Source organism: Rhizobium sp. AG207R, from assembly GCF_027109195.1.
Taxonomy (GTDB): Bacteria; Pseudomonadota; Alphaproteobacteria; order Rhizobiales; family Rhizobiaceae; genus Rhizobium; species Rhizobium dioscoreae.
In genome coordinates this window covers 133,704-146,470 of the sequence record NZ_JAEPVT010000007.1, presented here as the reverse complement: position 1 = coordinate 146,470, position 12,767 = coordinate 133,704, and the positions used below count along the sequence as shown (strand labels likewise).

Annotated in this window: 10 protein-coding genes and 2 pseudogenes; 7 read left to right on the top strand and 5 right to left on the bottom strand. The window is 59.5% G+C overall.

Annotated features, from left to right (window positions below; all coding sequences use genetic code 11):
* Nucleotides 1–5: 5 nt before the first annotated feature.
* From JJQ51_RS18010 to JJQ51_RS17995, 5 genes and pseudogenes are all read right to left on the bottom strand, one after another.
* Nucleotides 6–848 carry a glycosyltransferase family 25 protein gene (locus JJQ51_RS18010; RefSeq protein ID WP_269245034.1) on the bottom strand — a complete coding sequence of 281 codons (843 nt, stop codon included), beginning with the start codon at nucleotides 846–848 and terminating at the stop codon, nucleotides 6–8.
* A 123-nt stretch (nucleotides 849–971) separates the two neighbouring features.
* Nucleotides 972–1,589: a hypothetical protein gene (locus tag JJQ51_RS18005; protein ID WP_113330402.1), complete on the bottom strand. Its 618-nt coding sequence runs from the start codon at nucleotides 1,587–1,589 to the stop codon at nucleotides 972–974.
* Nucleotides 1,590–1,871: 282 nt separating this feature from the next.
* On the bottom strand, nucleotides 1,872–3,824 hold the full coding sequence (locus JJQ51_RS18000; protein WP_113330403.1) for a DUF882 domain-containing protein: 1,953 nt from the start codon (nucleotides 3,822–3,824) through the stop codon (nucleotides 1,872–1,874).
* A gap of 175 nt (nucleotides 3,825–3,999) precedes the next feature.
* Nucleotides 4,000–4,212: pseudogene (locus tag JJQ51_RS32935) on the bottom strand (helix-turn-helix domain-containing protein); the annotation flags it as partial.
* A gap of 116 nt (nucleotides 4,213–4,328) precedes the next feature.
* Nucleotides 4,329–5,580 (bottom strand): annotated as a pseudogene (locus JJQ51_RS17995) (sigma-54-dependent transcriptional regulator); the annotation flags it as partial.
* Nucleotides 5,581–5,800: 220 nt separating this feature from the next.
* On the opposite strand from JJQ51_RS17995, the gene JJQ51_RS17990 reads away from it, so the two are divergent.
* From JJQ51_RS17990 to JJQ51_RS17960, 7 genes are all read left to right on the top strand, one after another.
* Nucleotides 5,801–7,660, top strand: a complete 1,860-nt coding sequence (locus tag JJQ51_RS17990) for a M3 family oligoendopeptidase (protein ID WP_113355062.1) — start codon at nucleotides 5,801–5,803, stop codon at nucleotides 7,658–7,660.
* A gap of 275 nt (nucleotides 7,661–7,935) precedes the next feature.
* Nucleotides 7,936–9,096, top strand: a complete 1,161-nt coding sequence (locus JJQ51_RS17985) for an aminodeoxychorismate synthase component I (RefSeq protein WP_269245033.1) — start codon at nucleotides 7,936–7,938, stop codon at nucleotides 9,094–9,096.
* Nucleotides 9,081–9,722 (top strand): aminotransferase class IV family protein, encoded by a 642-nt coding sequence (locus tag JJQ51_RS17980; RefSeq protein WP_269245032.1) that lies wholly within the window; start codon nucleotides 9,081–9,083, stop codon nucleotides 9,720–9,722. The genes JJQ51_RS17985 and JJQ51_RS17980 overlap by 16 nt, the downstream gene beginning before the upstream one ends.
* A 4-nt stretch (nucleotides 9,723–9,726) precedes the next feature.
* Entirely contained in the window at nucleotides 9,727–10,011 is a 285-nt protein-coding gene (locus JJQ51_RS17975) for a YciI family protein (protein ID WP_269245031.1), read from the top strand.
* Nucleotides 10,012–10,253: 242 nt separating this feature from the next.
* Nucleotides 10,254–11,705: a homospermidine synthase gene (locus JJQ51_RS17970; protein ID WP_113395267.1), complete on the top strand. Its 1,452-nt coding sequence runs from the start codon at nucleotides 10,254–10,256 to the stop codon at nucleotides 11,703–11,705.
* 179 nt (nucleotides 11,706–11,884) lie between these two features.
* Nucleotides 11,885–12,274 (top strand): hypothetical protein, encoded by a 390-nt coding sequence (locus JJQ51_RS17965; RefSeq protein WP_113355044.1) that lies wholly within the window; start codon nucleotides 11,885–11,887, stop codon nucleotides 12,272–12,274.
* 28 nt (nucleotides 12,275–12,302) lie between these two features.
* Nucleotides 12,303–12,626, top strand: a complete 324-nt coding sequence (locus JJQ51_RS17960; RefSeq protein WP_269245030.1) for a hypothetical protein — start codon at nucleotides 12,303–12,305, stop codon at nucleotides 12,624–12,626.
* The last annotated feature ends 141 nt before the right edge of the window (nucleotides 12,627–12,767 follow it).

The following is a 12,767-nucleotide window of genomic DNA, read 5'->3' as shown; positions in this document are numbered from 1 at the left end:
TCGTCTCAGATGATGCGGCGCGAGCGAAGCGCGATCTTGGCGCGATAGAGCGGCCGCAACACCTCTCTGGAGAGCCTCTCTGCCAGTGTCTTGCGACTCTTGATCGTACTGCCGCCGAGCTGAGGGGAAATTTCACGCACGCCGCCAGGCAGGACCGAGAGCGGCGATACGCGCGTAAACCAGCTCATCTGCACGGTGGTATCGACGGGCCGGTCGAAGACGGAGGTCGCTTCCAGCAGGCGGATGGCGGCATCTCGGCTGACGAGCTGGGCCACCATGCCGAGACCTATCCTCGTCGGTTGAATGACATCGGTCTCCCCTTGGGAAAGAACAGATCTGCCATGCTCCTTGCTCATGCGAAACGGGAAGCGAATGAAAGAACCTGGCTTCAGGCAGGCCTTGGCAGCAGCAAAGGCTGCGTGGAACGCGTCGTCGATCTCGACATCGTCCTCAAAGACAAGACCAGCATCGATGCCCTGCTCGACAATGGCAGCCCAAGCCTTGCGATGCGACAGAAAGCAGGCGATTTCGCCCGTGCTCATGGCAAACGGATAATAAGGCTTCTGCAACCGCGGACGATAGACACTGTCGATCTCGACGGCACTCAGAGTGCGGCCATCGACTGCCTCGACGATCTCGCTTTGCACCGGAAGCTTTGCAGCAAGCCTTTCGACCTGCGGCATGCGGTCACGGGCGCGATCCAGATGGATGATGAAGCCACGAATGACAGGTTGGCCGGGCGTGTCCAGAACAGTACCGACCGAATTGGACGCTGGAGCGAACTCGAATCCCGTATGAGATCTTTCGAGCGGCATCGCCGAAGACGGGTTGAATTCGTGGGCTTGCATGAAGGGATACCTCGGGGTCATATTTCGCGAGGCTCTAGCAACCCTGAATGAAAGCGAGCTTAGGCAAACCTGAGGCGAAACTGAAAATGGTTGTTTTCAACGGATCTGAACAACTGAAGGAAGCTAGACGAGCATGCTGATGCGACCGCTCGCCATCTTGTCTTCAACCCAGCGGCGTTCATCCAGCCAGGCATGGCGTTTCCACCCTTCCCAGCTGAAACCGCACAGCTTCACCTCCCACTCGTCTGCAGGCAATCGTGACAGCACATATCGGATGCCGAAGAAGCCGGTGCTCGGAAAGAGCTGATGCATCCGGCATTGGCTCACACCGAGTTCCTCGCAGCCCTCGATGTAAAACTGCGGCGGCATGATGCGGATTTCCTTGCCGGCAGCACCGACCAATTCGATCGTCCGCATCGTCCAATCGCTTCTTCGGCCCTTCAGGCGTGAGAGCAGATTGGGCTTGGGGTGATACTTGCGGATGATATCGGGATGGTAGGCAAGCACGACCTCCTTGGCTGCCGTGAACGTCGCGCTGGTCAGGAAGGCCGGGTCCGTCAAACGGCGCTGCATAGGCTTGCTGGAAGCTGCAAGCATCAGAATATCGGTGCGTGAACCGCTCATGCCGATCGAAGCCTTCGGCTCGTTGAAACGCATCGCAAATTCTGCATTGTCCACGACCTCAGAGAGGTCACGCTGCAGCTTGCCATTGCCGATGATGATTGCCGTCTTGCGGGTCAAATATGAATATCCATCAGGTCTGAAATCGCCGACCTAACGGAGCCAAATGAAGCCAAACTGAATGGCGGATCGGGGGAGGATGCATAAATCCTGACACGAACCTGAAAGCCGTCGCAATGTCACCTACGAGCAACAGCAGTGCCTGAAAACCGGGCTCAGCTCAGATTTGCATGCCGCCAGCAGGCCACGCAAACCCGATCGCGATCATAAATGGATAGCACCCTGCCGAATCAGAAAGGAGCCCAAACGGGCTCCTTGAAATCACGCTGAAGTGGATGCAGCCTATTCGACCGAATTGAACTTCTTCACCTGAAGGAAATTCACTGCACTTCCGCTGAAGCGTTCGGGATCGATCGAAGCCGTCTGTACCTTGAAACCATCCGTGTAAACGGCAGTCGGCTGGGCACGGAGCGTCGGGCTCACGAAGCGCGGCGCCTTGACCGGGCGGTTTACAATCTCAACCCGGGCCTTTGCGATCGCCCATTGCGAGATCATCTTCTCCGTCAGCGTCGGCGCAGTCGTCACCGTTGCGCGGCCCGAATCGGCCACCACGGCGTCCTGCTTGTTCGGCCGGCCGCCCTTGGTCGCGATACCGGCGGCAATCGGACGTTCCTGTGGCGTAGTCGGCTCGAACCCGTCGTTGAAGCGACGGCTGCTGGCCTTCACCTCGTTGCGGACCGGTGCAAGCGCGGCCACCTGCATCGGCATTTGCTGTGCCGGTCTCTGCTGCGGCAGGACGGCGGCAATTGCCTGCGCCGCATCGTTACCGGCAGCCATGCCGTTGCCGGCGGGCGCCAGTTGATCCTTGGACGCGACGTTGTTCGACGGCTGCATCACTGCAACCGCATTGTTGGCGTCCGATCGATCAGGACGGCTTTGCTCGAGAGCCGCAATGACCGAAGGCGAAAGTGCACTTGCGTCAGCTTGGTCGTCGGCGGCCTCCTGATCGGCATCGGCTGATGCCAGCAGGCTTTCGGCCAATTCCGGACGCTGCGCCGGCACCGGAACGGCAGCCAGTTGGCCTTTCATGTCAGCCTCGGCCGATGCCACTTCGGCATCCCCGGGTGAACGACGGTCAAGCAGGGACGGCACGGGCACATGATAGGAGCGAAGGTCGGCATATTGCGGCTGGTCGCCCGTATCCGGCATGGCGGCGGCAAGAGCATCCTGCGCCGCGTTACGCGACGGTGAGACGAGAGCGGAAGCCACGTCGCTGCCGGCAGGCTGATTGCCGAATGCCGGGCGAACCTGCGGAACGGGCGCGTTTACGCTGGCAACTTGAACCTGGGCCGGAGCCGGAGCGGCGCCCTCGTCACCATCATCACTGGCAGCCGGAGCCGGCTGGCCCTTGCGGGCAGCTGAGGCGACAGCCACCGGTGCCGCCGTCGTTCCGCTATCTGCATTATCCTCTTCCTCATCGGCACCGCCACCACCGAACAGGCGGGCAAAGAAGCCGCGACGCGGCGAAGAGGAGCTGGCGATCTGGATATCGTCGGACGACATACGGCGCTTGTAATCGGCGACTGCCTGCTGGTAGCCCGGCAACGGCCGGCCGTCCGCCGGAATATGCATCGTCTTGCCATCCGGGAAGAGGCGGACGAGATCCTGGCGATCCATGCGCGGCCATGCGCGCACGCCGCCGACATCCATATGCACGAAGGGCGAGCCGGAGGTCGGATAGTAGCCGACGCCGCCCACCTGCAGCTTCATGCCGATTTCGCGCAGCTTGGTGAGCTTGACGTCAGGAATATAGAAATCCATCGCGTTGCCGAGCATGTGCTGGCTCTTCTTGGCAACGCCGGTATGGGCGGAGCGCGTGCGCAGCATCTCGTTGGTGCCCGGCGAACGGAAACCGCAGATCACATAGATGAATTCGTGTGAACCGCTTTCGCGGTAGACTTCCCAGATCAGGTCGAACAGGCGCGGGTTCATCTTGGTCGGCTGATTCTTGCGCCAGTCGCGCAGGATGCGATTCAGCTTCTCCAGGCCGTCCGGATCGAACTTGCCATTGCGCTTGTAGGTGATGACGGCCTTCTCGCCGGTATGGACGTAGTAAATCTTGAGGCTGCGGGTTTCGCCGCCTGCCTGAGAGGGAGTGCCGACGAAAACAGGGGTAGAAACGGACAAAGCAAGGAGGCCAACGGCTACAACCTTGGCCACCTTGCTAAATAGGTTAGAGCACGCAGAATGCCAGCTCAAGCTATTAGGCTTGGTATTTGCACTCAAATTCGGCAATTCGATCCCCGTCCGACAGACAATGTCGCATCGTGTTCCAAATGGCTGTCAATTGCGGTGACACGATGGCAAAAATGCCACACATGGTCGCCCCCTTCATACATGGTGAACGATGCACTAACAAGTGCTTTACGACGGGTAACAAAATATGCTTGCCTAAACGTTAAGCTTTACTTCATGCCGCGTTTTTTTGCGGGTCATCCGGGTCTATGCCGTAATCTTTCAACTTTCGGTAGAGAGTTGAGCGGCCGATGCCGAGCTTTCTCGCGACTTGACTCATCTGCCCACGATAGAATTTGAGGGCAAATCGGATCAATTCTTCCTCGACATCAGCCAGTTTCCTGACATCTCCCGAGGTATTTGTGCTGACGATGACATTGTCGGAAGCACCGGCCGACGCATCGGCTGAGGCAAGCGGAGTGGTTGCAGCCGACCCGTGCGAAACCCCGTAAGGGATCCGTTCGCTTCGTTCAGCCGCCAGAAGCTCGGCCGAAGAGGCATGCGAATTATCCACAACCAAGGTTGGATGTTCGGCAGCGAAATAGCCGGGCAGCTGTGCGGCGATCTGCGGAAAATCCGTGTCGAGCAGCTCTGGTCCCTCGGACAGGACGACCGCGCGGAAAACAGCGTTTTCGAGCTGGCGGATATTGCCCGGCCAGTCATAGGCGGTCAGCAGTGCAAGCGCGTCGTTGCTGATCCCGATCGGATGATCGAGCTTCTGCTCCAGCGCAAACCGGTCGGCAAAAGCGCGTGCAAGATGCGGGATGTCTTCCTTGCGGCGACGCAGTGCCGGCATGGTGATCGGAAAGACGTTCAAGCGATAATAGAGATCCTCGCGGAAGCGCCCAGCCTTGACCTCTTCGATCAGATCCTTGTTGGTCGCCGAAATCAGCCGGACATTGACCTTCTGCGCGACGCGCGCGCCGACGGTCTCGATTTCGCCCTGCTGCACGGCACGCAAAAGCTTGACCTGGACTTCCAGCGGCAGGTCGCCGATTTCGTCGAGGAACAAGGTGCCGCCATCGGCTTCCATGAATTTGCCGACATGGCGCTCGGTTGCACCCGTGAACGCACCCTTCTCATGTCCGAACAGGATGCTTTCGACGAGATTGTGCGGGATCGCACCACAGTTGACGGTCACGAACGGCTTGCCGGCGCGGTCGCTGGCGGCCTGGATGGCACGGGCCACCAGTTCCTTGCCAACACCGGATTCGCCTTCCAGCACGACTGGAATGTTCGATTGCGCCGCGCGATGGGCGAGATCGATCACCCGCATCATCGCCGGGCTTGCCGAGACGATGTCGTCGAAGGTGATGCTGCTCGAGCGCGACTTGCGCCCGGCGCGGGCCTTCGCCTCGCGCTGGTCGAGCTTCAAAGCATTGGCGATCGATGCCGCGATACGCTCCGGCGATACCGGCTTGACGACGAAATCGAAGGCGCCGGCGCGCATTGCCTGCACCACGGTATCGATGCCGCCCTGCCCCGTCTGCACGATGACGGGCAGGTCGATGCCCATATCGTTCAGCGCGCCCAGGAACTCGATGCCGTTCATTTCCGGCATCATGAGATCGAGCACGATCACGTTGATCTGATCGTTGCCACGCTTCAGGAACTCAAGGCCGAGACGGCCATTTTCTGCCAAATGGGCAACGTGTCCGTGCCGCTCGATGGCATTCTTCAGCAGACGGCGTTGAATCGGATCATCCTCAACAACGAGAATCTGCGCGCCCCCCTTGGCGCTATTGTAAACGGTCATTGGTGCCTCACTTCATGCGAAACCTGAGGCGAAGATCGCAGAAAGGCTTGAACATGAAGTTTTGCCAAAGCATCGCATTTTAATCATTATGACGAATGTAAAAGCGCTTATGATTCAACCTTCGGTGCAGGAAAATCAGGCCTTGCAGCGGGCTTTCCAGCCGAATAGACACCATACGGATCGGACGATCCGAAAAATAAAAGCAGAGGAAATTTCGCCCATGAGCCCCACCTCGCTCCACCCCCTCATTAATTTCTCGGCCATTAAATTCTCGGCAAGCCCGGCAGCCGGCCAGGCACTTGGAGACCTGCCAGCCTGGAAGCTAAGCGATCTCTATCCTTCCTCCACGTCCCCCGAGTTCGTCGGAGATCTGGAAAAGGCCGGCAAGATGGCCATTGCCTTCGAGGAAAAGTGGAAGGGGAAGCTTACTGATGCCGCCGCCAAGACAGGCGATGCCGGCATCGGCGCAGCCATCAAGGAGTATGAAGCGCTTGACGATATCATGGGCCGTCTCGGCTCGTTCGCCGGGCTCACCTACTTCTCCAATACCATCGATCCGAACAACGGCAAGCTCTATGGCGACGTCCAGGCAAAGCTCACGGACTATTCCTCTCATCTTTTGTTCTTCCCGCTGGAGCTGAACCGCATCGACGATACGGTGATGGACGCCTGCATGGCGAACGATCCCGCCGCCGGCCATTATCGTCCCTGGATCGTCGACCTGCGCAAGGACAAGCCGCATCAGCTCGACGACAGGCTGGAGCAGCTGTTCCTGGAAAAATCCATGACGAGCGCCGCCGCATTCAACCGCTTGTTCGACGAGACGATGGCTGAGCTGCGCTTCGAGATCGACGGCGAGAAGCAGCCGCTGGAAGTCGCCTTGAACATGCTGCAGGAGCAGGACCCGGAAGTGCGCCGCAAGGCCGCCATGGCGCTTGCCGAAACCTTCAAGGCGAACCTGCGCACCTTTACGCTGATTACCAATACGCTCGCCAAGGACAAGGAAATCGCCGACCGCTGGCGGGGCTTCGAGGATATTGCCGACAGCAGGCATCTCGCCAACCGCGTCGAGCGCGAGGTAGTGGATGCGCTGGCGGCCGCCGTGCGAGAGGCCTATCCGCGGCTTTCGCATCGCTATTACAAGATGAAGGCCAAGTGGCTCGGCATGGACCAGATGAACTTCTGGGACCGCAATGCGCCGCTGCCGGAAACGCCCAACGCGCTGATCCCCTGGGCCGATGCGAAGGATACGGTTCTATCGGCTTATGGTAATTTCGCCCCCGAAATGGCTGATATCGCCAAGCGCTTCTTTGACGAGGAATGGATCGATGCGCCGGTGCGCCCCGGCAAGGCGCCGGGCGCCTTCGCCCATCCGACTGTACCGTCGGCTCATCCTTACGTGCTGGTCAATTATATGGGCAAGCCGCGCGATGTGATGACGCTGGCGCATGAGCTCGGCCACGGCGTGCATCAGGTGCTGGCCGGAGGCCAGGGCGCACTGATGTGCCAGACGCCTTTGACTCTAGCGGAGACAGCCTCCGTTTTCGGCGAGATGCTGACCTTCCGCGCGCTCCTCGACAAGACCACCGACAAGCGCGAACGCAAGGCGATGCTCGCGCAGAAGGTCGAGGACATGATCAATACGGTCGTGCGCCAGATCGCCTTCTATGAATTCGAGCGCAAGGTGCATACCGCCCGCAAGAATGGCGAGCTGACATCGGACACCATCGGCGAGCTGTGGCTCTCTGTGCAGGAAGAGAGCTTAGGCCCGGCGATCAAGATTTCCGAAGGCTACGAGACCTACTGGGCCTATATCCCCCATTTCATCCACTCGCCCTTCTACGTCTATGCCTATGCCTTCGGCGATTGCCTGGTGAACTCGCTCTATGCCGTCTACCAAAGCGCAGAAAAAGGCTTCCAGGAGAAATATTTCGAGCTCCTGAAGGCCGGCGGCACCAAACACCATTCCGAACTTTTGAAGCCTTTCGGCCTCGACGCGACCGATCCGTCGTTCTGGAGCAAGGGCCTGTCGATGATCGAAGGGCTGATCGACGAGCTGGAAGCGTTAGATAAGAACTGAGATCTCGGTCCTGCTTTGAGGAGAAGCAGGTCAGGCACCTTCGCCATTGCCGCAGCTTCGCGCATGGCCCCTCACCCCAACCCTCTCCCCGCCTATGCGGGGAGAGGGAGCGATCGCAACTGCTGCACCGTTGTTTGCAGAGAATGATGCGGTGGACGCAGAAACAGTCCCCTCTCCCCGCGGGCGGGGAGAGGGCTAGGGTGAGGGGCCATGCGTAACGGCATATGCAATCATGCCTGGGGATCATTGAATCAAGACTGGATCGAAATCCGCGCATGGCCGATGCCGTACCCTACGTCCTTTTCAGGGACGACAGCACAGGACAGATGATGATCTTCGCCGAGCCGGCCGAGATCATTGTCGCCCATACGCGTGCGCAATTTTTCGATGCCCTCGATCGGATGGAAAAAGCCAAGCGGCAAGGACAATGGCTTGCCGGCTACATGGCCTATGAGGCCGGCCATCTTTTCGAGGAAAAGCTCGCATCTTTCGCCGAAGAGAACAGGGAAACACCTCTGCTCTGCTTCGGCGTTTTCGACAGCCCCGCTGCGGCCGACCATCCGCTCTGCCAGCCGGCCCAGCGCGTGGAAAACCAGGAATTCTTGACAGAGCCTAAAGCGGCCTGGAATTTCGATACATATAATGCACGCTTCGATAGGCTGCACCAGCATCTGCGCCTTGGCGACTGCTATCAGGCAAACCTGACCATGCCGATCCATGCGCGATGGAACGGCGATCCCCGCGCCGCCTTCTGGTCTCTGATCGAACGGCAGCCGGTGAAATACGGCGCGTTGGTCGATCTCGGCGGCCCGATCATCCTCTCTCGTTCACCGGAGCTTTTCTTCTGCACGGACGAGCACGGTTGGATCGAGACGCATCCGATGAAGGGCACGGCCAGGCGCGGCGCAAGTGCTGCCGAGGACGACCGCATCATCGCCGCCATGCTCGCCGACGAGAAGACGCAGGCCGAAAACCGCATGATCGTCGACTTGCTTCGCAACGATATCTCCCGCATCACTGAGGTCGGCACGCTGGATGTGCCGAAACTCTTCGAGATCGAGACCTACCCGACCCTGCACCAGATGGTCAGCCATGTGCAGGCCAAGCTGCTGCCAGGCATATCGATCCGCGATATCCTTGCCGCACTCTTTCCCTGCGGCTCGATCACCGGTGCGCCGAAAATGCGGGCGATGGAAATCCTGCATGAATTGGAAGGCGGCCCGCGCGACGCCTATTGCGGCGCGATCGGCATGATCTCGCCTGGCGGCGCCATGCGTTTTTCCGTGGCGATCCGCACGATCACGCTTTTCGAAGACGGTCGCGCGGTGTTCAATGTCGGCGGAGGCATCGTCTTCGATTCGACGGCGGAAGCGGAATATGAAGAATGCCTCCTTAAGGCGCGCTTCGCCGTGGGGGACCGATGGATCGACCAGTAGAGGACTTTTCCCTGATCGAGACGCTGCGCTACGAGCCGGAAACCGGCTTCGTTCGCCTGCGCCTGCATCTCGCCCGCCTGCAACGATCCGTCCGCCGCCTCGGCTTTTCCGCGCCGCAGAACGTGCTTGGCAAGCTGGAGCACGCGGTCGCCGGTGCCGCCGCACCCTTGAGAGTTCGCCTCACTCTGGATCGCAAAGGGCAAATGGAACTGACGACGGCTCCCTTCGTCCCGCTTTTGCCTGATACCGTCTGGCGCTTGCGCGTCGCTGCGACCCGGCTCGATTCCTCCGATAAGCTGCTGCGTTTCAAAACCACGCGACGAGGCATCTATGAAGCAGCCCGCGCGGAATATCGGCCAGACGAGGCAGACGAAGTGCTGCTGCTCAATGAGAAGGATGAGGTTTGCGAGGGGACGATCACCTCTGTCTTCCTCGAGGATAGCGCGGACCTGCTCCGCACTCCTCCCATATCATCCGGTCTACTTGCAGGCGTCCTGCGCACCGAACTCATCTGCCAGCGCAAGGCCCGTGTCGGCCGCATCCGCCTCGAGGACCTGAAAGATCGCCCCCTTTATGTCGGAAACTCCCTGCGCGGCCTGATCCGCGCGCAACTCCTATGGAATTGATTGAATGTTCATTCTGTCGCTTACCTATCTCAAGGGCAATGACGAAGCCGATAAGCACATGGAGCCGCACATGGCCTGGGTGAAGGAAGGCTATGCTAGGGGCTGGTTCCTCGCTTCCGGCCGCAAGGTGCCGCGCACAGGCGGCGTCATCTTCGCCCGCGGCGAGCGAGCGGAACTGGAGGCCTATGTCGCCGCAGACCCCTTCACGATCCAGGGCGTCGCCGCTTATGAAGTCCAGGAAATCGCCCTCACCACCGTCGTCGACGGATTGGAAGGCCTGAAAGCCTAAGCGGCGGAAGGTGCTTGCCTTCCGCAGCATTCCGTTTATGTCAGCGAAAACCAACCTTGAGGGCAACAAACTCGTCGCATATGGCGTGTATGTTGGCCTCGACTTGACTTTGCCCGGCTAACCCTCAACAGCTCTTTATTGTGACATCAAATTATGATTAGAGCCGCTCACCTCGCGTTTTTGCGCAACTCTGATTGAATTTCGTGAACCGAACGGCGCCCTGCCTTTCGAAGGAGAAAAGAATGACGAAACAAAACTATCCGGTATATGCCGAAATTACCGGTCCGATCGTAATGATCGGCTTTGGCTCTATTGGCCGTGGCACCCTGCCCCTGATCGAGCGCCATTTCAAATTCGACAAGAGCCGGATGGTCGTCATCGACCCGCAGATGGATGCCGAGCACCTGGCGATCCTGGAAAAGCATGGCGTCCGCCATATCCAGGCCCATGTCACCAAGGACAATTACAAGGATCTCCTGAAGCCGCTTCTCACGGAAGGCGGCGGCCAGGGCTTCTGCGTCAACCTCTCGGTCGACACCGGCTCGCTCGATCTGGTCAAGCTGTGCCGCAAGCTCGACGTGCTCTATATCGACACCGTCGTCGAGCCCTGGCTCGGCTTCTACTTCGACAAGGGCCTGAAGAACGCAGACCGCACCAACTATGCACTGCGCGAAACCATGCGCAAGGAGAAGGAAAAGAACCCGGGCGGCACCACGGCTGTTTCCACCTGCGGCGCCAATCCGGGCATGGTTTCCTGGTTCGTCAAGCAGGCGCTCGTCAACCTCGCCAAGGATATCGGCCTGAAGTTCGAAGAGCCGGATCAGCACGATCGCGAAGGCTGGGCCAAGCTGATGAAGAAGATCGGTGTCAAGGGCGTTCACATCGCCGAGCGCGACACGCAGCGCACCAAGCATCCGAAGCCGCTCAACGTCTTCTGGAACACCTGGTCGGTCGAAGGCTTCATCTCCGAAGGTATGCAGCCGGCAGAACTCGGCTGGGGCACTCATGAAAACTGGATGCCGAAGAACGCCAAGAAGCACAAGAAGGGCTGCAAGGCCGCCATCTATCTGGAGCAGCCGGGCGCCAACACCCGTGTGCGCACCTGGTGCCCGACCCCTGGCCCGCAATACGGCTTCCTGGTGACCCATAACGAGTCGATCTCGATCGCCGACTATTTCACCGTGCGCGACAAGGACGGCGAGGTCACCTTCCGCCCGACCTGCCACTACGCCTATCATCCGGCCAACGACGCCGTGCTTTCGCTGCACGAAATGTTCGGCAATGGCGGCACGCCGCAGCCGGTTCATCACGTTCTCGACGAGGACGAGCTGGAAGACGGCATCGACGAACTCGGCGTGCTGCTCTACGGCCATGCCAAGAACGCCTACTGGTACGGCTCGCGCCTGTCTCTCGAAGAGACCCGCCGCATCGCCCCCTATCAGAACGCCACCGGTCTGCAGGTGACCTCGGCCGTTCTCGCCGGCATGGTCTGGGCGCTGGAGAATCCGAAGGCCGGCATCGTCGAAGCCGACGAGATCGACTACAAGCGCTGCCTCGAAGTGCAGCTGCCCTATCTCGGTCCGGTCGAAGGTCACTATACCGACTGGACCCCGCTCGATGGTCGCCCGGGCCTCTTCCCGGAAGACATCGACACCAAGGACCCCTGGCAGTTCCGGAACATTCTGGTTCGCTAAGAGTATAGTGTCAGCTTGATGCAAGAGCGAATGCCCGCACAGGTCGTGCGGGCATTTTTGTTACGCAAGCCAGATAAATCAAGCAGATCGCCTGGGACGTCTTGCTTTAGCTCGATGGCCGCGCCATCTTCCTTGCAACCGATACGCCTTTAGACCGCCTCTATTTGCGGGAGATATTTATGAAGATGAGAACCGTTCTTGCCCTCCTCGCTGCTGCGGCAGCTTTATCTGCCTGCGTGGATTTTGGTGGCTCCAGACCGCCGCCGATGGCGATGAATCCGGGCGGCGGCCAGCCGCGCACGAATTCCGTGGAAGGCAGCTGGGCCGATTCCAATGGCCTGAATTCGACCTTTAACGGCGGCCGGTTCGAAACGCACACGACGGATGGCACGAACCAGCAGATGGCCTCTGGAACCTACACGACCGATCCGTCGGGCATGATCCAGATCAACCTCTATTCGAACATCAAGCGCACCTCGTCGAAGGTCAATTGCTTCCTGGCCAATCCCAGCCAGCTCAACTGCACCTCCGAAACCGGCGGGCACTTCTCGCTCAATCGCCAGGGCTGATAAAGGCCCGATGGACGGATAAGGCATCATGCGCGGAATGCTGATCCTCCATCTGGTACTGATCGCAGCATTGCCCGTCGCCATTCTGGCGGCGGTCCTCCCTGCAAATAGCTATCAATCCCAGGGCATCGACGCCCTTGATTGCGATGGCCCGGCGAGCGTCCTCCTTTTCGCCGTACCTGCTTTGCTCATTTACGGCGCCAGCGCTATTCTGCTCTACCGAAAGCGGAATCGACGCCTTCATCTTGTCACCGCCCTCTGCTGTGTGCTCGTCTTCTGCTCTGTCGGCTGGAATGCCGCTGCGGCATTGCGGGAGTCCTATGGACTCGCCTCCGTCGAGGCATGCGCCTGATCCGGCAGCGCATTTCGCCGCTTTGTAAAAATCCTAATAACGCCAACAGCTTTTGCTTGCGCTCGCTCCGCCGGGATGAAAACATCGCTGTGGGGGACCGCCTTGGGGCATTGGCGGGCCGGATTGCAATGACCAACAGGA